Source organism: Achromobacter spanius (assembly GCF_002966795.1).
In the GTDB taxonomy this organism is placed as follows: domain Bacteria; phylum Pseudomonadota; class Gammaproteobacteria; order Burkholderiales; family Burkholderiaceae_B; genus Achromobacter; species Achromobacter spanius_D.
This window is the reverse complement of record NZ_CP023270.1, coordinates 3,292,262-3,311,341: the sequence shown is the minus strand read 5'-3', so window position 1 is coordinate 3,311,341 and position 19,080 is coordinate 3,292,262. Positions and strand designations below refer to the sequence as shown.

Annotated in this window: 16 protein-coding genes and 1 pseudogene; 7 read left to right on the top strand and 10 right to left on the bottom strand. The window is 65.9% G+C overall.

Going from position 1 to position 19,080, the window contains the following annotated elements; translation table 11 throughout:
* The first annotated feature begins 49 nt into the window (after nt 1-49).
* Together CLM73_RS14800 and CLM73_RS14795 are read left to right on the top strand one after the other, a co-directional pair.
* Nucleotides 50-694: an ABC transporter ATP-binding protein gene (locus CLM73_RS14800; protein ID WP_105239069.1), complete on the top strand. Its 645-nt coding sequence runs from the start codon at nt 50-52 to the stop codon at nt 692-694.
* On the top strand, nt 685-1,497 hold the full coding sequence (locus CLM73_RS14795) for an ABC transporter permease (RefSeq protein WP_105239068.1): 813 nt from the start codon (nt 685-687) through the stop codon (nt 1,495-1,497). Before CLM73_RS14800 ends, CLM73_RS14795 begins: the two co-directional genes overlap by 10 nt.
* A gap of 64 nt (nt 1,498-1,561) precedes the next feature.
* On the opposite strand, the pseudogene CLM73_RS29150 reads toward CLM73_RS14795, so the two are convergent.
* Nucleotides 1,562-1,675: pseudogene (locus tag CLM73_RS29150) on the bottom strand (transcriptional regulator); the annotation flags it as partial.
* Between the two features lie 239 nt (nt 1,676-1,914).
* Between CLM73_RS29150 and CLM73_RS14790 the strand changes: the two are divergent.
* Nucleotides 1,915-3,260, top strand: a protein-coding gene (locus tag CLM73_RS14790; protein ID WP_234015633.1) for an IS3 family transposase whose coding sequence is annotated in 2 segments (ribosomal slippage) — nt 1,915-2,359 and nt 2,359-3,260 — 1,347 coding nt in all. Because the reading frame shifts where the segments join, the coding sequence is not laid out codon by codon here.
* A 100-nt stretch (nt 3,261-3,360) separates the two neighbouring features.
* On the opposite strand, the gene CLM73_RS14785 is transcribed toward CLM73_RS14790, so the two are convergent.
* Complete coding sequence (locus tag CLM73_RS14785; RefSeq protein ID WP_105239067.1) at nt 3,361-5,589, bottom strand: NADP-dependent isocitrate dehydrogenase; 2,229 nt, start codon at nt 5,587-5,589, stop codon at nt 3,361-3,363.
* Nucleotides 5,590-6,142: 553 nt separating this feature from the next.
* Here CLM73_RS14785 and ilvA point away from each other — a divergent pair.
* Nucleotides 6,143-7,714 carry a threonine ammonia-lyase, biosynthetic gene (ilvA, locus tag CLM73_RS14780; protein ID WP_105239066.1) on the top strand — a complete coding sequence of 524 codons (1,572 nt, stop codon included), beginning with the start codon at nt 6,143-6,145 and terminating at the stop codon, nt 7,712-7,714.
* Between the two features lie 40 nt (nt 7,715-7,754).
* Here ilvA and CLM73_RS14775 read toward each other — a convergent pair whose 3' ends face one another.
* From CLM73_RS14775 to CLM73_RS14755, 5 genes are all read right to left on the bottom strand, one after another.
* Nucleotides 7,755-8,699, bottom strand: coding sequence for a hypothetical protein (locus CLM73_RS14775; protein WP_105239065.1), 945 nt, complete (start codon nt 8,697-8,699; stop codon nt 7,755-7,757).
* Nucleotides 8,700-8,780: 81 nt separating this feature from the next.
* Nucleotides 8,781-9,572 (bottom strand): ABC transporter ATP-binding protein, encoded by a 792-nt coding sequence (locus CLM73_RS14770; protein ID WP_105239064.1) that lies wholly within the window; start codon nt 9,570-9,572, stop codon nt 8,781-8,783.
* A 2-nt stretch (nt 9,573-9,574) separates the two neighbouring features.
* Nucleotides 9,575-10,027: an azurin gene (azu, locus tag CLM73_RS14765; protein ID WP_105239063.1), complete on the bottom strand. Its 453-nt coding sequence runs from the start codon at nt 10,025-10,027 to the stop codon at nt 9,575-9,577.
* Between the two features lie 30 nt (nt 10,028-10,057).
* Nucleotides 10,058-11,140 (bottom strand): FecCD family ABC transporter permease, encoded by a 1,083-nt coding sequence (locus tag CLM73_RS14760; protein WP_105239062.1) that lies wholly within the window; start codon nt 11,138-11,140, stop codon nt 10,058-10,060.
* A gap of 6 nt (nt 11,141-11,146) precedes the next feature.
* Nucleotides 11,147-12,274: an ABC transporter substrate-binding protein gene (locus tag CLM73_RS14755; RefSeq protein WP_105239061.1), complete on the bottom strand. Its 1,128-nt coding sequence runs from the start codon at nt 12,272-12,274 to the stop codon at nt 11,147-11,149.
* A 196-nt stretch (nt 12,275-12,470) separates the two neighbouring features.
* Here CLM73_RS14755 and CLM73_RS14750 point away from each other — a divergent pair, with 196 nt between their 5' ends.
* On the top strand, nt 12,471-13,154 hold the full coding sequence (locus tag CLM73_RS14750) for a response regulator transcription factor (RefSeq protein WP_105239060.1): 684 nt from the start codon (nt 12,471-12,473) through the stop codon (nt 13,152-13,154).
* The gene (locus CLM73_RS14745; protein WP_105239059.1) at nt 13,147-14,448 is read left to right on the top strand and encodes a sensor histidine kinase; all 1,302 of its coding nucleotides are present in this window, start codon (nt 13,147-13,149) and stop codon (nt 14,446-14,448) included. Before CLM73_RS14750 ends, CLM73_RS14745 begins: the two co-directional genes overlap by 8 nt.
* Here CLM73_RS14745 and CLM73_RS14740 read toward each other — a convergent pair.
* The 3 genes from CLM73_RS14740 to CLM73_RS14730 all read right to left on the bottom strand — a co-directional run bounded on the left by CLM73_RS14740 (nt 14,445) and on the right by CLM73_RS14730 (nt 18,479).
* Nucleotides 14,445-16,775, bottom strand: coding sequence for a TonB-dependent receptor (locus CLM73_RS14740; RefSeq protein ID WP_199778147.1), 2,331 nt, complete (start codon nt 16,773-16,775; stop codon nt 14,445-14,447). The two genes, CLM73_RS14745 and CLM73_RS14740, sit on opposite strands and share 4 nt — an antisense overlap.
* 144 nt (nt 16,776-16,919) lie before the next feature.
* Nucleotides 16,920-17,456, bottom strand: a complete 537-nt coding sequence (locus tag CLM73_RS14735) for a MarR family winged helix-turn-helix transcriptional regulator (protein ID WP_105239058.1) — start codon at nt 17,454-17,456, stop codon at nt 16,920-16,922.
* Nucleotides 17,457-18,479, bottom strand: coding sequence for an NADP-dependent oxidoreductase (locus CLM73_RS14730; RefSeq protein WP_105239057.1), 1,023 nt, complete (start codon nt 18,477-18,479; stop codon nt 17,457-17,459). It lies immediately after the preceding gene.
* Nucleotides 18,480-18,611: 132 nt separating this feature from the next.
* Here CLM73_RS14730 and CLM73_RS14725 point away from each other — a divergent pair, with 132 nt between their 5' ends.
* Nucleotides 18,612-19,076: a MaoC family dehydratase gene (locus CLM73_RS14725; RefSeq protein WP_105239056.1), complete on the top strand. Its 465-nt coding sequence runs from the start codon at nt 18,612-18,614 to the stop codon at nt 19,074-19,076.
* The last annotated feature ends 4 nt before the right edge of the window (nt 19,077-19,080 follow it).

Below are 19,080 nucleotides of genomic sequence, written 5' to 3'. Positions count from 1 at the left end.
ACACAGTGAAGCCCGCCTTGCCGCGGGCTTTTCTATATGATGCCTACCCATGCAATCCGCGCCGGTTCCCCTTCAAGCTGTCTCTGACGCGCCGCCGCTGCTCAGGCTGCGAGGCCTGTACAGCGAGCGCCTGGCGCCCGTGAGCCTGGATCTGGCCGTGGGCGAGTGCGCGGCTGTGGTCGGTGCATCGGGGTCGGGCAAATCGCTGCTACTGCGGCAGATTGCGGATCTGGACCCGGGGCATGGCGAAGCGGAGCTCGACGGGCGTCGCCGTTCCGCCATGCGCGGTTTCGAGTGGCGGCGTCTGGTGGTGTACTGCCAGGCAGAGGCCGGTTGGTGGGACGACCACGTGTCCGCGCACTTCGCAGACCGCGCTGGCGCGATCGCCATCATGGAGCGTCTGGGGCTGGCGCAAGCAAAGCTGGACGCGCTGGTTCATGAACTGTCCACGGGCGAGCGTCAACGCATGGGCCTGGTGCGGGCGTTGTTGCAGAACCCGCGCGTGCTGCTGCTGGATGAGCCCACCGCCGCGCTGGATCAGGGAGCGACGGCACTGGTCGAGGCGGAACTGTCGCGCGTTCTGGCGGCCGGGGCAGGCATTCTGCTCGTTACGCACAGCGCCGAGCAGGCCGAACGGCTGGCGCGCCGGCGTTGGCGGATGGCGCAAGGTCACATGGAGCCGCTATGGACGTGATCAAGCTGCAGGCACTGGATCTGGTGATCGCGTCGCTGCTGGTGCTGCTGAGCGCCGGCATTTCCTTCGCGCTGCGCCTGAACCTGCAACGGCAGGTGTTGTGGGCGGCGGTGCGCACGGTGGTGCAACTACTGCTGGTCGGTCAGATCCTGCGCATCGTGTTCGCCCATGCCGCGCCGTGGCTGACGGCGCTGGTGGTAGCGGTGATGATGGCGCTCGCCGCGCGCGAGGTGGCGGCCCGGCCGAAGGCACGGTTGACCGGACATGGCAATGGCTGGGTCGGCACGTTGGCGGTGGTCAGCACCACGCTCGTCACGGCGCTTTTCATTCTGAATACGGCGCTGCGTCCGGACCCTTGGTTTGATCCGCGCTACACGATTGCGTTGGTGGGGATCGTGCTGGGCAGCGTCTTGAATGCGGCCAGCCTGGCGCTGGATGGGATGTTGTCGGGTGTGCGTCGGGAAAGACTGGCGATCGAAGCGCGCCTGTCGCTGGGCGCGACCGTGCATCAGGCGTTCTCGTCGTTGCTGCGCGAATCGGTGCGGCGGGGCATCGTGCCCAGCATCAACCAGATGTCGGCGGCTGGGATCATCACGTTGCCGGGCATCATGACCGGGCAGATCATTGCGGGCATGGACCCTGTTGACGCGGCCAAGTATCAGATCTTGTTGATGTTTCTGCTGTGCGGCGCGAGCGGAATGGCGGCGATGGGCGCGGCTTATGGGGCGATGCGACGACTGACGGATGAACGGGGGAGGCTGCGGTTGGACAGGCTGATGTCGGGAACGGTTGCGAAGCGGTAGCCGGCATCAGAGGATGGCTTGCCGACCTTTATCCGCCGGGATGTTCAGAAGTTTCAAAGCTGGATCGGCCGGGCGCCGGACAGAGCGCGTCAAAGTCGCGCATCGTGACTTTGTCTATCGACCCGGCCCGGTAAAGCGCGGCGAGATCGTCGCGCAAAGATTCAATGAGTTCGGTCACAGTTCACCTCTTGGGTAGTTCGCCGGGTTGCAACGTCGTTGGTGCAGGTATGTTGTCGCTGCGGCTTTTTTTTCGGCTGCAGCCCAGACAGTACCCTTGGAGAGGCACCAGCAGTTCGGCCGGAGGGCGGTAAGGAAGTCGGATTTTGACAACCGCAACCCACCACAAAAAAAACCGGCAGCCCCAACTGAACTGACCCCCGAAAGTTGGACATTGATCCAACCTTCGGGGGTTTTTATATGGCGAAGTACAACGAGCAGTTCAAGTTAAAGGTGGTGCGGGAGTGTTTGAAGGGCACTGAGAGTGGTCGTTCGGTGGCGGCGCGTCACGAATTGCACCATTCGCTGGTCAGCGGATGGGTCGAGAGCTATCGCGTACATGGCTTGGCGGGTCTTCGCCGGCAGTCTGGGACGTATAGCGCAGCCTTCAAGCAGTCGGTGTTGCGCAAGATCCGTGACCAAGGGCTGTCCGACATCCAGGCCGCGACACTGCTGGGGATCCGCAGTTCAGGTCATATTGGGAAGTGGCGCGCCCAGTATGATGCTGGGGGTATAGAGGCGTTGGCGCGCAAGCGTCCAGGAGCAAGCATGCCCCACAAATACCCCCCGGAGCCCGTGTCCAAGGACATGACTAAAGAAGAGCTTCTCGAGGAAGTTGCGAACCTGCGAGCGGAGTTGGACTACCTAAAAAAGCTCGATGCCTTGATCGAAGCGGAAAAGACCAAAGCGCTCGTTGGAAAGCGCAAGCGGTCCAAGGATTGAGGCATAAGCATCCGCTGGAACGACTGCTGCGTGTGGCCGAGCTGTCACGCAGCACGTTCTACTACCACCTGAAGGTGCTGGACGCCGCAGACCCGTACGCTGAGCTAAAGCAACGTATTGGCGCGATCTTCGCGCGTCATAAAGGCCGCTACGGCTATCGCCGTATCACGGCGGTTTTGCGCCAGGCAGGTGATCTGGTGAACCACAAAACGGTGCAGAAACTGATGCAGGCATTGGGCTTGAAGTCGCTTGTGCGCGCCAAGAAGTACCGGTCATACCGAGGCCAGTCACATCACGTGGCGGCCAATCTGTTAGCGCGTGACTTCGAGGCTGCGCAGCCGCACGAGAAGTGGGTTACCGACGTGACCGAGTTCAACGTGCGTGGGGAGAAGTTGTACCTGTCACCGGTGATGGACCTGTACAACGGTGAGATCGTGGCTTACGAGACCAGCCGGCGACCGGTGTTCAAGCTCGTGGGCAACATGCTGAAAAAGGCGCTGGCTCGGCTACGCCCGGCGGACCGTCCTGTCCTGCACTCCGACCAAGGTTGGCAGTACCAGCAACCCGCATACCGACACATGCTCGTAGCCCGGTCAGTCACGCAAAGCATGTCACGCAAGGGAAACTGCCTGGACAATGCGGCCATGGAGAGCTTCTTCGGTACCTTGAAGGCTGAGTTCTTCCACCTGAACCGCTTCGAGAGCATCGAGCAGTTGCAGGTCGGCATCAGGCAGTACATCCGTTACTACAATCACGATCGCATCAAGCTCAAGCTAAAAGGCCTGAGCCCGGTGCAATACCGAGCTCAGGCCTTCGGGCTTTAGCTTCTGACCGTCCAACTTCTGGGGGTCAGTTCACAACGGGACTGCCGGTTTTTTCACATGCCCGCCAACCGGCTAACGCCAGCCAGCAAGGGCAGAAGGCTTAGCCGATCGAGGCCAGCACCTTGTTCAGCGTGGCGCTGGGGCGCATGGCCTGGCTGGCCTTGGCTTCGTTCGGCTGGTAGTAGCCGCCGATGTCCAGGGGCTTGCCTTGGGCTGCCTTCAGTTCGTCCAGGATCTTGTTTTCGCCTTCGGAGAACGCGATCGCGGCGGGGGCGAACTGGGCGGCCAGGGCGCGGTCTTCGGTCTGGGCGGCCAGGGCTTGAGCCCAGTACATCGCCAGGTAGAAGTGGCTGCCGCGGTTGTCCAGGCCGCCGACCTTGCGCTCGGGCGACTTGTTTTCGTCCAGGAACTTGGCCGTGGCCTGATCCAGCGTCTTGGCCAGGATCTGGGCGGTGGGGTTCTTGTACGTGCGGCCCAGGTGGTCGAGGGACTCGGCCAGCGCCATGAATTCGCCCAGCGAATCCCAGCGCAGGAAGCCTTCTTCCAGGAACTGCTGCACGTGCTTGGGAGCCGAACCGCCCGCGCCCGTTTCAAACAGGCCGCCGCCGGCGACCAGCGGGACGATCGACAGCATCTTGGCGCTGGTGCCCAGTTCCATGATGGGGAACAGGTCGGTCAGGTAGTCGCGCAGCACGTTGCCGGTGACCGAGATGGTGTCCAGGCCTTCGCGGATGCGCTTGACCGAGAACTTGGTGGCTTCGACGGGGTCGAGGATGCGCAGGTCCAGGCCGCTGGTGTCGTGGTCCTTCAGGTACTGCTTGACCTTTGCGATGACCTGGGCGTCGTGGGCGCGCTTTTCGTCCAGCCAGAAGACGGCGGGCGTCTTGGTGGCGCGGGCGCGGGTGACGGCCAGCTTGACCCAGTCCTGGATCGCGGCGTCCTTGGTCTGGCACATGCGCCAGAGGTCGCCGGCTTCGACGGCTTGCTCAAGCAGCACGGCGCCGGCGGCGTCGGTGACACGCACGGTGCCGGCGGCCGGGATGACGAAGGTCTTGTTGTGCGAACCGTATTCTTCGGCAGCCTGGGCCATCAGGCCGACGTTGGGCACGCTGCCCATCGTGACCGGATTGAAGGCGCCGTTGCGCTTGCAGTCGTCGATGACGGCTTGGTAGACGCCAGCGTAGCTGCGGTCGGGAATGACGGCCTTGGTGTCCTGCAGCTTGCCTTCGGCGTTCCACATCTTGCCGGAGTCGCGGATCATGGCGGGCATGGACGCGTCGACGATGACGTCGCTGGGCACGTGCAGGTTGGTGATGCCCTTGTCAGAGTTCACCATGGCCAGTTGCGGCAGCGTCTTGTAGGCGGCGTCGATGTCGGCGGTGATGGCGGCCTGCTGGTCGGCGGGCAGCGACTGGATCTTGGCGTACAGATCGCCAATGCCGTTGTTGGGATCGAAGCCGGCCTGCTTGAGGGCGTCGGCGTGCTTGGCCAGGACGTCCTTGTAGAACACGGAAACCACGTGGCCGAAGATGACGGGGTCGGAGACCTTCATCATGGTGGCCTTCAGGTGGACCGAGAACAGCACGCCGTTGGCGCGCGCGTCGTCGATCTGGGCCTGCAGGAAGGATTTGAGCTTGGCGGTCGACAGCACGGCGGCGTCGATGATCTCGCCGGCCTTGACCGGGGTCTTTTCCTTCAGAACGGTCTTGGTGCCGTCAGCAGCGGTCAGTTCGATCTTGACGTCGCCGGCTTCGGCGATGAGGGCCGACTTCTCGGTGCCGTAGAAGTCGCCTTCGCTCATGTGGGCAACGTGCGACTTGGAGTCGGACGTCCAGGCGCCCATCTTGTGCGGGTGCTTGCGGGCGTAGTTCTTGACCGACAGCGGGGCGCGGCGGTCGGAGTTGCCTTCGCGCAGGACCGGGTTGACGGCGCTGCCCTTGACCTTGTCGTAGCGGGCCTTGACGTCGCGCTCGGTGTCGTTGGCGGGAGCGTCCGGGTAGTCCGGCAGCTTGTAGCCCTGGTCTTGCAGTTCCTTGATAGCCGCCTTCAGTTGGGGCATCGAGGCGCTGATGTTGGGCAGCTTGATGATGTTGGCTTCGGGCTTGACCGCGAGGGCGCCCAGCTCAGCCAGGGCGTCGGACAGCTTCTGGCTGTCTTCGAGGTAATCCGGGAACAGGGCGATGATGCGGCCTGCCAGCGAAATGTCGCGGGTCTCGACCGTGATGCCTGCGGGTTTGGCGAATGCCTGGACGATGGGCAGCAGCGAACGGGTTGCCAGTGCCGGAGCTTCGTCGGTGAGGGTATAGATAATCTTCGGAGTAAGAGACATGATCCTTGAATCTGTTCGGCTCAGGCGATTAACGCGCAAACCCGAACATGCTATGCGGCGTACGCCGGTAGATGTTGTCGAGAGTGGGTTCGTATGGAAGGACGCGCAGGCAGAGCGTCCCTCCAACATGACTGCCGCCCGTCCTATTGTTTGGCTGGACCGGCCGGCCCATGAAAGGGCCGTATCCGGGTCCGCCTTGGAAGGTGCGACCGCCACGAACCTTCCATTGTAATACCGTGCTACGCATTGCGCCGGGAAATGGTTCTATTTCTTGATGGCGCCGCAATATGCTTATGCAGGATTTATGGGGACGCATTGTGCGTGCTGGCGGAAATCATCATCGAAACGGCCACACCCCGCGTTTGACAAAGCCGTGCGATAGGAGGAAAGTACGGCCCATGAATTTCCGCGCCGTCCGCATTTCGCTGATTATTACCATCATTCCTGGAATGGTGGGTTAGCGCGCGACCGCAACAGTCACAAGCCACCCGCCCCACGAGGCGGGTTTTTTGTGGCCGCCTCTGCCGGGCAAGCAACCCAAAGCAGAGAAATCATGTCCGATTCATCCTCCCACGCACCCTCGGAATTCCAGGCCGGCGCCGCCACGCCGATGGAGTACTTGCGGCAGATCCTGACCGCCCGGGTGTACGACATTGCCCGTGAAACCGAGCTGGATTTTGCGCGGGGGCTGTCCGCCCGGCTGGGCAACACCGTCCATTTCAAGCGCGAAGACAACCAGCCGGTGTTCTCGTTCAAGGTGCGCGGCGCCTATAACAAGATGCGCAACACGCCGCGCGCCGCGCTGGAGCGCGGGGTCATCACGGCGTCGGCCGGCAACCATGCGCAGGGCGTCGCGATTTCGGCGGCCAAGCTGGGTGTGCGGGCCATCATCGTCGTGCCGCAGACGGCGCCGCAGGTGAAGGTGGACGCGGTGCGCGCCCACGGCGGACCGACCGTGACGGTAGTGCAGGCCGGCGATTCGTATAACGACGCCTATGCCCATGCGCAGACGCTGGCACAGGAACAGGGCTTGACGTTCGTGCCCGCGTTCGACGATCCCTACGTGATCGCGGGGCAGGGAACGGTGGGCATGGAGATCCTGCGCCAGCATCCCGAGCCGCTGCACGCCATTTTTGTGCCGATCGGCGGCGGCAGTCTGGCGGCGGGCGTGTCGACCTATGTGAAGGCGGTGCATCCCGGCGTGAAGGTCATCGGCGTGCAGACCGAGGACTCCTGCGCGATGGCGCAATCGCTGCGCGTGGGCGAGCGGGTGATTCTGGCTGATGTCGGCCTGTTTTCGGACGGCACGGCCGTCAAGCTGGTGGGCGAGGAGACCTTCCGTCTGTGCCGCGAGTACCTGGACGAGGTCATCCTGGTGGACACGGACGCGGTCTGCGCGGCGATCAAGGACGTGTTCCTGGATACGCGCAGCGTGCTGGAGCCTGCGGGTGCATTGGCGGTGGCGGGGCTGAAAAAGTATGTGGACCGCGAAGGCGCGCGCGGGCAGTCGCTGGTGGCGATTACGTCGGGCGCGAACATGAACTTCGACCGCATGCGCTTTGTGGCGGACCGCGCCGAAGTAGGCGAGGCGCGCGAGGCGGTGTTCGCGGTGACCATTCCCGAAGAGCGTGGCAGCTTCCGCCGGTTTTGCCGGGTGATCGGGCAGCGCAGCGTGACGGAGTTCAACTACCGCATCGCGGACGCGCGCACCGCGCGGATCTTTGTCAGCGTGCAGATCGCGCGGCGCGGCGAGTCGGCCGATATCCTGGCCGCGTTGCAGGCGGAGGGATTTTCGGCTTCAGACCTGACGAACAACGAGGTGTCCAAGCAGCACATCCGCTACATGGTTGGCGGACGTTCGCCGCTGGCGGGTGGCGAGCGCCTGTTCCGATTTGAGTTTCCGGAGCGGCCGGGCGCGCTGATGAAGTTCCTGTCGGCGATGGCGCCCAACTGGAACATCAGCCTGTTCCATTACCGCAATCAGGGCACGGACTTCAGTTCGGCGCTGGTGGGCATTCAGGCGCCGGTGGCGGATGATGCGGCGCTGGATGGGTTCTTGCGGCAGCTCGGTTATGCGCATGCCGAGGAAACGGATAACGAGGCTTATCGCCAGTTCCTGATTTGAATGTTTGAATGGGCGTGCAGCCGGATCATCAACCGGGCGTCTAGCCGGACGTTCCGCCACCTTTGCAGCCCGGCTTGCGCGGCAATTCCACGCCCGGCTTCAAGCGCAGCGCCGCGCGTCCCTGCGTCTGGGTCAGTTCCAGTGCGCTTGCGCGCCACGCCGGCACGTCGTCGAACGCGACGGCCGGCGATGCGCTGGACGCGGTCTTCGCATCGGGCCGTTCGAACTGCAGGGCAGGCAGACCCACGCACGTGTCGTCGAAATCCAGCCGCGCCAGCTCGCGGCCATCGCTCAGGCGGACCGCTCTAAACGCCAGCGGGGCGTCCACAAACTTGGTGACTTCGGGCACGTATTGCAGGTAGCCGTGCGCGTCTTTCACGCGGGTGGCCGGCTGCAGCACGACGACCTTCCGGCCTGGTGGAATCGCCAGATAGGCCACGTCGCCGGAGACATCCAGCAGTTTCCCTGGGCCGAGGTTCAGCGCCTTGAGCGGCGCATGGCGGATCATCACGGTTTCGTTCCAGGCCGAGTCCACGCGCGTCCAGCCGGGCAGGCGGGCGTCCTCGAACCGCGTGCCGTGGATGCCGTCGCGGTCCGGCTTGTCGGAGAGCGGCAGGCGCTGCACGCGAAGTGAGCCGTTCACGACCTGCAGATGCGCGAGCACGGTGCTGGCGCTGGAACTCGTGAAGAACGCCAGCACCGCATCGGTGCCCAGAACGGCGACCGGGCCGGGGCAGAAGAACGCGCGAGCGTGCCGCGCATTGCTGCCGGGGTAGAGCAGCGCGCCGACGTCGGTGCCGCACAGGGTCTTGCCCTGGAAGGTAATGGTGGTGGCGCGCGTGGTCTGGCGCTGACCGGTGTTCCAGTCGCGGCGGCTGCCGGTGGCCACGTCGACGACGAGGCCGTGATTGTCGTAGACCACGGCGGCGCCCGATGGCGCGGCAAGCAGGCTGACCAGAAACGCGATGGCGCGGCGGCTCGACACGGCGGACTCCCTGAATGGCACAAGGGGTGACTATATACCGGTGTGTCCGTGCTGGGCCCGGGGGCGGAGGGTGTCTAACCGCTACCCTGCTGAGCGATCGGCCAGCCCATCCACGTGAATCTGTGCCTGGCCCTGCGGGCAATGTTCGACACGCGCCCGCACACGGTACACGCGGCGCAAGGTGTCGGGAGTCACCACATCGCCGGGCAGACCCTCAGCTTCGATCTCGCCCGCGTGCAGCAGCAATGCATGGTCGGCGTGGCGCAGCGCGATGTTCAGGTCGTGCAGCACCACCAACGTGATCAGACGGTGCATGCGCGTCTGGCGGCGCAGCACGTCCATGACGTGGAATTGGTAATTCAGGTCCAGCGCGGACAGCGGTTCATCGAGCAGCAGCAGGCGCGGACGCCGCACCAGTGCCTGCGCCAGCGAGGCTAGCTGCTTCTGTCCGCCGGACAGTTCGTCCAGATGGCGGCTGGCAAGCGGCGCGATGCCCAGCTCGTTGATGACCGCCATGGCGTTTTCCATCAGCGCGTGGCCGGGTTGTCCGTGGCGGCCGGAGCGCGCCGCCACCAGCACGGATTCGAAGACGGTCATGTGCACGCCCTTGGGCAGGGCCTGCGGCATGTACATGGCGCATTCGGCGCGGCGGGCCGGGCTGGCGTTCGCCAGGTCCTCGCCGTCCAGCCAGATTGCGCCTTGCATCACCGGATGCAGGCCGGCCAGCGTCTTGAGCAGCGTCGACTTGCCGCTGCCGTTCGGCCCCAGCAGCGCGGTGACGGCCCCTTCGGGCATGGGGCCGGCGCTGGCGTTGCGCAGCACCGCGCGGCCGCCGTAGCCGGCGGACAGCGCCTGGATGCATAGCTGCGTCATTGTCAGGGTTGCAGCACCAGCGTGCCGCGCATGTGCTGCGCGTGTGCCGGGAACGAGCAGTAGTAGGTGTACGACTGGCCCGCGCGCAGGCGGCTGACGGGGAAGGTGACGCTGGCCGTCTCGCCGCCGCCCAGCATGGGCGTCTTGGCAAGGATGCGGCCGTCGCCTGGCGCCAGGAAGTCGCTGCTTGCGCCGGCCTTGATACCGTCGACCATGACGGCGTCGATATCTTCGGTCTTGGTCAGCACCCAGTTGTGGCCGGCCTTTTCCTTGCTGTTCTTGCCCGTGTGGATGAGGCGCACGGTGAATTCCTGGCAGGTCGCGGGCACGACGATATGGTCGGGGCCGAACTGCTTGCCGGGACGGCCTTCGACGTCGATCGAGCAAGCGGGGGCGGCATGGGCGGTGCCGGCGATCATCAGGGCCGCGAGCGTGAGCGTCAGGCGGAATTTCATCGGGGTGTCTCCTTGTTGCGGGAAATGCCGTCAGGCGCGCTTGAGGGCGCGCACGACGATGGTGAGGAAGAAGGGAATGCCGACCAGCGATGTCACGATGCCGACCGGGATGAGCGCGCCGGGGAGCACGGTCTTGGACGCCACGGACGCCAGCGACAGGATCAGCGCGCCGGCCAGCGCGCTGCCCGGCAGGTAGTAGCGGTGGTCTTCGCCCAGCAGCAGCCGGGCGATGTGCGGCGCGACCAGGCCCACGAAGCCGATCGTGCCGACGAACGACACGGCCAGCGCCGCCAGCGCGCTGACGCGAAGCAGGCTGACTAGGCGCAGCCGCTTCACGTCGATGCCGAAGCTGGCTGCGCGTTCCTCGCCCAGCCGCACGGCGGTGAGCTTCCAGGCGTTGCGCATCGAAAACGGAATGGCCAGTACCAGCGCCGCGGCCATGACGCCGACGGTGGTCCAGTTGGCCCGCGCCAGGCTGCCCATGGTCCAGAAGACGATGCCCTGCAGGGCCTCTTCGCTGGCGACGAACTGCAGCAGCATCACCAGCGCCTGGAACGAATACACCAGCGCGATGCCGAAGAGCACCACGCCCAGCGTCGATCCGCCGCGCCAGCGCGCCACGCGCTCCAGCACCAGCACGGACAGCAGGGTGCAGGCGAAGGCCGACACGGATACGGTCATCCCGGCCGGCAGCGCGGGCAGATGCCAATCCAGCGTGATGGCCAGCGACGCGCCGAACGCCGCCGCGGCAGAGACGCCCAGCGTGTAGGGGCTGGCGAGCGGATTGTCCAGCATGGTCTGCATCTCGGCGCCGCCCAGGCCCAGCCCCACGCCAACCAGCAGCGCCATCAGCGCATAGGGCAACCGGAATTGCCAGACGATGACGCGCGTGCCGGTGTCTGACACCTCGGGATGCAGCAGCGTGCGCAGCAGCTCCGGAAGGGACAACGAAGCCGGCCCGCTGGCGATGTCGGCCAGCAGGCTGGCGACGATGGCCAGCACCAGCACGGCGGTCAGCAGCACGCGCTTGCGCACCGCGCGCCGGTAGGCGGCGATGGGATCGTCGGGAACAGACGCCGCGGGCGCTGCGGCGGCGGGGGCGAAACCGGTCATGGCGGGCTACTTTGCTGCTGCTGCCGGAGACGTCCAGAAGGCGCCCGCGTTGTCCAGATCCAGGAACTGGCCGTACAGCGCGTCCAGCGTGCCTTGCGGATCCAGCGCGGCGGCGCGCTCGGGGTACAGCCACTTCGCCATCGCCTCGATGGCGGCCACGTTGTAGGGCGAGTTGTAGAACGCGTGCCAGATGCCGAAGGCGCGGTGCTGCTTTACGGCGTCCAGGTCGCGGATGCCGTCGCGGTCCAGCAGCTTGGCCAGGCTGTCGGCGGATACCTTCGGATCGGCGCCGGGACCGGCCAAGAGGCCCGGGCGGCCGGGTTCGGAGCGGCTGCCGGTGGCAATGTAGACATCCGGCTTGGCGTCGATGACGAACTCCAGGCTCACGTCGCCGATCGCGCCGGGCAGCACGGGCGCTGCCACATTCACGCCGCCTGCCGCTTCCAGCAGGTCGCCGAAGCTGCCGTTGCCCGTGGTGTGGCAGCAGGCCGGCCAAACGCCTGCCAGCATTTCCACGAAGACGCGCGGCCGCTGCGCGGGCGGCACGGGTTCCACCACCTTGCGCACTCGGGCGAGGTGGTCTTCGTAGAAGGCGATGTAGCTTTCCGCCTCGGCTTCACGATCGAGCGCCTGGCCCAGGATGCGCATGCTGGGCACCGTGTTGCGCACGGGATGCTGGCGGAAGTCGATGAAGACGATCGGGATGCCGGCTTCCTGCAACGCCGGGATCATCGGGTTGTTGCGGCCCGGGCCATGGCCGCTGACGCTGAAGATCGCCACGTCGGGCCGCAGCGAGACGATCTTTTCCGGGCTGACGCTGGCTTCCGACGTTTTGCCAATCAGGGGCACATCGGCCGCTTTCGGAAAGCGCGTGACGAGCTGGTTCCAGGAATACGGATCCTGTTGCTTGAGCTCTCCCTGCCAGCCGACCACGCGCGCCACGGGGTCATGCCGGTCCAGCAGCGCCATGGCGAACGCGAAGCGGCCTTCGCCCAGCAGGATGCGTTTCGGGTGGTCGGGCACCGTCACGACGCGGCCGGCCAGATCGGTGACGTCGCGGGCATGGGCGCCGGGCAGGGCGCAGAACAGGGCGGCGGCGGTCACGGCCGCGCGGAAAAGGGCAATCGAACGCATGGCGAATCCTTCTGGGGCGTCAGCTGCGGGGTGCAGGTAACGCGAACCATTCTTATCGCCGGGCAGTGTCCGCCAACCCTCCTCAAGAATTCGTTAAGACGCATCGCGGCTGTGGCGTTGGCGCCGCACCGCCGCCGTGCGCCGGACCACGCCCCTACAATGTGAGATTGATTGTTATTCGCCGAGCGGTCCCGCCATGCGCGTTCTCGTCATCGAAGACGACCCCGACATTCTTGCCAACATCACCCATCACCTGACGCGGCGCGGCTATATCGTCGATTGCGCCGAAGACGGCCAGCGCGGCTATGCGATGGCGGCGTCGGGCGAGTTCGACCTGATCGTGCTGGACCTGATGCTGCCGCGGCTGGACGGCTACGAGCTGTGCCGCCGGCTGCGCACCGAGGCCGCGTGCAACACCCCCGTCATCATGGTCACGGCCCGCGACACGCTGGACAACCGCCTGACGGGATTCGACGCGGGCGCCGACGATTACCTGGTCAAGCCCTTTGCGCTGGCCGAACTGGCCGCGCGGGTCAAGGCGCTGCTGCATCGCGCCAGCGGTGCGGGCGCGGCCCGTGTGCTGCGCGTGGGCGACCTGACGCTGGACACCGGCACGTTGGCGATTGCGCGGGGTGGCCAGGCGCTGCGCCTGCCGCCATCCCCGCTGCAATTGCTGACCTTGCTGATGCGCGCCAGCCCGGCGGTGGTCCATCGCGCGCGGCTGGAAGAGGCGCTGTGGCGCGATTCGCCGCCGGACAGCGACAGCCTGCGCACCCACATCCACCAGATTCGCCATGTGGTCGACAAGCCCTACGACACGCCGCTGCTGCACACGGTGCACGGCATCGGCTATCAGTTGCGGGCCGCAAGCGATGACTAGCCCGGGCAGGCGCGCGGCGCGGCGCGGGCTGGCGCGCCACCTTGTGCTGACGTATGTGGCGTTGGCCCTGCTGGTGGCTGGCCTGCTGACCTGGCTGTCGGTCTGGAGCGTCGGCAAGCTGGAGGCGCATCTGCAGCGCATCGACATGGGCATGGCGGTGGAGCGGGTGCGGGGCGATTTTCTGGCGGGCATCGACCCGGGGCGGCCCAACCGCTTCTTTCATGGCGATCCGGCAAGCAGGGCGTTTCCCGACTGGCTGCGGCCGCTGGCGCCGGGCTTTCACAAGATCGAGCGCAACGATCGCGTGTGGCACGTGATGGTCGACGACTTCAAGGGTCAGCGCTACATGCTGCTGCGCGACTACACCGAGTACGAGCAGAACCAGTCGGCGTCGCACTGGACCGCGGTGACGGGACTGGCGGCCAGCCTGGCGCTGGCGTTCGTCCTGGGCATCCTGGCGACGCGGCGCCTGCTGCGTCCGCTTGCGCGGCTGGCCGCCCAGGTCAATACGCGCGGCGCGCAGCCGCCGCAGACGCGGCTGGCGGCAGACTATCCGCCGGACGAGATCGGCCAGCTTGCTGCTGCCTTCGACTCGACCTACAACCAGCTCGAACAGGCGCTCAGGCGCGAGCAGCTCTTCACCGCCGACGTCGGGCACGAATTGCGCACGCCGCTGATGGTGATCTCCAGTTCCTGCGAGCTGCTGCGCGAAGAGCAGGCGCTGGATGCGGCGGGACAGGCCCGTCTTGCCCGGATCGAGGCAGCCGCGGCCGACATGGGCGAGCGGCTGGACACCTATCTGATGCTGGCGCGCGGCGGCGACGCGGCGGGCCTGTTCCCGCGTGAAAGCGCCGCGGACACCGCGCGTGGCCAACTGGCCGCGTGGTCGCCGGTGGCCCAGCGGCGCGGCATGCAGTTGACGCTGGAAGCGGCGGGTGCGCAGGAAGAGGCCTTGCTGTTTCCCGCGCCGCTGCTGCGCGCGGTGCTGTCCAACCTGATCCGCAATTCGCTCCAATACGCCGGACCGCAGGCCAGCATCGTCGTCACGGCAGGGCCCGATTTTGTGCAGGTGAATGACAACGGCCCCGGCATTGCGCTGGAACGCCAGGCCGCCATCTTCAATCCCTTCGTGCGCGGCGATCAGCCCGACGATGGCAACCTGGGGCTGGGCCTGTCGCTGGTGCAGCGCATTTGCGAGCACCAGGGCTGGCGCGTGTCGCTGGCGTCGCGCCCCGGGCAGGGCAGCCAGTTCCGTGTGGATCTGGCCGGCACTGCACCGGCCCCTGCGGTTTAGAAGGCGACGTCGGCGGTGAACATGGCCGTGCGTCCCGCGCCCGGCACACCGTACAGCTGGAAGCCGTCCAGCGAGGCGCCGACGCGGCTGTAATAGAACTTGTTGAACAGGTTGTCCACGTTCACGCCCAGCGTCACGTTCTTGTTCAGCCGGTAGCGCGCCGCCACGGAATGCAGCCAATAGGATGGCGCCTTCTCGTTGTCGCGGACCCAGACCGGATGCGTGCCGTAGGGGCCGGACACGGTGGAGCTGTTGTTGTTCTTGCCGCCAACGTATTTGTTGTCCGTATAGCGCCGCTTGCCCACGTACTGCGCGCCATAGCTCAGCGACAGGTCTTCCGTGGCCGCGTAGGTGGTCCACAGGTTGAACGTCAGGTCCGGCACGTTCTTGGCTTCTTCGCCCTGGTTCGCGCCCTTGGTGATGCGGCTCTTCATGGCGCTGACGCCGGCAAAGGCGGACCAGCGCGGCGTGATGTTGCCCGACAGGCCAAGCTCGATGCCGTCCACGCGCTTGGCGGGCAGCGCGCGCACCACGTCCGTGACGTCGTCGCCGTATTCCCAGGAGTCCGTCAATTCCGTGCGGAAGAGAGCGCCCGTCAGGGACAGGTCGCCGCCCGCCACGTCCCACTTCGTGCCCAGTTCCCACGTGCGGGCGACGGCCGGCTTGTAGGTGTCGGAGCCGGTGGCGCCGTAGATGTTGTTGTTGGTGGACGCGCCCATCGCCGACGGTTGCGCGGCCTGGCTGTACGACACGTAGACGCTGCCGTTCTCCACGGGCTTGTAGGTCAGACCGATGCGGCCGCTGAAGGCGCCGTCGGTGACGCGCTGCGTGGTGGCGCCCGCCGTCTGTGTGACGCGGTAGCGGTCGTAGCGCAAGGCGCCTTGCAGCATCCATTGCGGACTGAACGTCATGGTGTCCGCGGCGTACAGGCCGGCGTTGAAGACTTCGGCCTTGTTGCCGGAATCGCCCTTCAAGGTGTCCACGCCGCCCATGTTCGTGCCGCCGGTGTCGCGCAGGTCGATCACCGGATTGACCGACGGCGCGCGGATCGTGCGCGCATGGTCGCCATAGGTTTCCTTGTAGAACTCCACGCCCGTCACCACGGCATGCTTGATGCCGCCGGTATGAAAGTCCAGGTTCAGGTTGGTCTGGTTGGCCAGGATGGTGTAGCGCTTGGACGTGCCGAAGTCGTTGCCGCGCAGTTGGGCATAGGGCGAGGGATCTCGCAGCGGTGTAAAGCCGCTGTACGAGGCAATGCCGTCGGCGCTTTGCACCAGCGGGCCGGCGCCCACGTAGCCGTACGACGTGCGCGACGTGGAATTGAAGCGCGCGGGGGCCAGCACGCCGATGCGGTCGGTCTGCTGCCAGCGGCTGATGTTGGTCAGACGCGCCGCCTTGGTGAAGTCATGCTCGACCTTCATCGTGGCCTGATCGGTGCGCGTCTGTTCCGTGTACAGGTCCGGGTCGCCGTACCAGGCGTTGCGCGCCACATTCGGCATGCGCTTGCCGCCGGTGCCGCGTTGGATCGGCACGCCGCCGTCGGGAATGTTGTCGTCTTCCTGGTGCAGGTAGTTGACGGTGACGCGGGTGGGCGAACCCAGGCCCATTGCCAGCGACGCCGCCACGCCCGACCGGTCGAACTCGGTCACGTCGCGCTCGGCCACGCCGTTGTGGTGGCGCATGAGGTTGACGCGCAGGGCAGCGCTGTCGGTCAGTTCCTGATTCAGGTCCGCGGTGATGCGCCGGTAATGATCCGTGCCCAGGCCGCCGGACATCTTGTAGAACGAGCCCAGCCGCGCTTCCTTGCTGGCCAGGTTGACGCTGCCTCCCACGGCCGAGATGCCGGATTCGATGGAGCCCGTGCCCTTGAAGACTTCTGCCTGTTCCAGGTTGAAGATGTCGGTGCGGCTGGACAGGCCCGCGTCGCGGATGCCGTCCACGGTGATGCTTTGTTCCGCCGAAAACCCGCGGATCGTGAACATGTCGCCCCAGCCCAGATTGCCTTCGCCCGAACTGAACGTGATGCCCGGCACGTTGCGCAGCACGTCCTGCAGGCTCTTGGCCTGCTGCTCTTCCAGCACCGCGCGCGGCACGACGGTGATGCTTTGCGGGGTGTCGAGCAGCGGCTCGGTGAATTTGCCCGACTGCACGCGGTCCGCCTTGAAGGGCGGGGCGTCGGCCTGCACGGTCACGGGCGCCAGCAGCACCGCGTTGTCTGCCGGCGGTGTCTGGCCGTGGGCCTGCGCGGAGGCGGCGGCGCCCAGCGCCATGCCCAGGGTTTTCAGGGCAAACGCGCCCTGCGAGTGAATTTTTTGTTGTTGCGCCATGGCGATCTTGAGTGCCTCAATGAGAATCGTTCCGGATTCTAGGGAGGCGCGTCTCAAGATCCTGTTAAGACGCGGGGACCTGGCGCAAGGAGAAAAAAGCAGGCGGCGCCGGGCTGGGCGGTCGCCGCGCGGGATGGTGCTGGCTCAGGTGCGCGAGGTATCGAAGGCCAGCAGATTGCGTTTGACCAGGCCCAGCATATCTGCCAGCTGGTGACGCTGTTCAGCATCAAGGCCTTGCAGGATCGCTTCGCTCATGACGTCGCTCTTGACCCGCATGCGTTCGATCATGGCGCGGCCTTCGGGCGTCAGCAGCACGAGCTTTGTGCGGCGATCGTGATCGTCGGCGCCGCGCCGCACGAAGCCAAGCGCCTCCAGCCGGTCGACCAGACCGCCCAGCGCCGCGCGCCCCAAGTCCAGCACGTCGGCCAGATCGCTTTGCGACATGCCGTCATGGCGCGACAGGTGTGCCATGACCCACCACTGCGAGCGCGTGATGCCCTCGGGTTTCATGACCTCGTCAAAGACCTTGCGGCGCAGCCGCGAAACGTCGTGCATCAAAAAGCCCAGGCGCTGATCCCAGTTTTCCTGTCCTGCGGACCGCGGCGGGAAGTGGACGTCCTTGTCGGCGTCGTTATCTTCTCGCGCCGCCGTGTCCGCGTGTGCTGCAACCTTTTTGGCCATTCAGGCATCCTCCAGCCGGATCAGGCGCTTACCCATGTTCTTGCCCTGGTACAGATCGGCTATCGAACCCGGCGCGGCCTCGATGCCGTCCAGGATCTCTTCGCGGTAGCGCAGCTTGCCCTCGCGCACCAGCGGGGCGAGCGCGGCGAGGGCTTCCTCGTAGCGGTGCTCGTAGTCCCACACCAGGAAGCCCTGCATGCGCGCGGCCTTGTTGAGCAGGTGCCGTTCGATGCGTGGGCCTTGCGGCCAGGGATCCCAGCTGCTGACGGACGCCGTGCCGCAGATCACGATGCGCGCGTGCCGGTTGATGAGCGGATGGACCGCGTCGCTGATGCGCCCGGCCGTGTTGTCGAAGTACACGTCGACGCCACCGGGGCAGGCTTCGGACAACGCTTGCTCCAAGCCGGGCGCCTGATAATCCAGGGCGGCGTCGTAGCCGAAGGCCTCGACGCATAGTCGCGTCTTGTCTTCGCCGCCGGCGATACCCACGGCGCGGCAGCCCTGGTGGCGGGCCAGTTGGCCGACGACGGAACCCACGGCGCCGGCGGCGGTGGACACCACGACGGTCTCGCCGGCCTTGGGCTCGCCGCAGGCGTTCAGCGCGAAGTAGGCGGTGATGCCGTTCAGCCCCAGCACGCCCAGGGACAGCGAAAGCGGCAGGTCGGTTTCCAGGACCTGCCGGCGGATCGCCTTGCCGTCCGTGACCGCGTAGTCCTGCCACCCGAGCAGGCCCATGACCAGGCTGCCTTCCGGATAGCGCGGATTGCGCGAGGCTACGACCCGGCCTGCGGAGAACGCACGCATGACTTCGCCGATGCCGACCGGCTCCGAGTAATTGGCGGCCGCGTTCACCCAGCCGCGCATGGCAGGGTCGACCGACAGGAATTGATTGCGCACCAGCACTTCGCCGTCACGGAGCTCAGGCACCGGTGCGCTGCGGATCTCGAAATGCTCGGCCTGCGGAATGCCCAGCGGGCGGGACTTCAGGACGACTTGCCGGTTGAGGGTGGGGCTGGCGGGCATGGGGTGTCTCCTCGGGTTGGTCCCAATATTGTATGCACACATACAGTATGTTAGCGTTCAGTTTAGCGCAACCGGCATGGATGCCTATGCCAAGACGGGAACAGTATCCCGCGAGCGCGCAAGGAGACAACGATGGCTGGGTTGTATTTCGAGCAATTCCATGTCGGACAGCACTTCACGCACGATGTGCGGCGCACGGTCACCGAGACCGACAACGTGCTGTTCACCACCATGACCTTGAACCCGGCAGCGATCCACCTGGACGCCGAGTACGCCAAGACCACCGAGTTTGGCCGGCCGCTCGTCAACAGCGCCTTCACGCTGGGGCTTATGGTCGGCATCTCCGTCGGCGACACCACCTTGGGCACAACGGTCGGGAACCTGGGTTGGGATGAGGTGCGCTTTCCGGCGCCGGTGTTCGCTGGCGACACCTTGCGGGTGGAATCCGAGGTGCTGGAACTGCGCGAGAGCCGGTCGCGGCCGGAGAACGGCATCGTCGTCTTCGGGCACCGCGCCTTCAATCAGCGCGACGAACTGGTGGCGACCTGCCGGCGCGTGGCCCTGATGCTGCGCCAGCCGGCCGCGCAGGCCGCTTGACCCT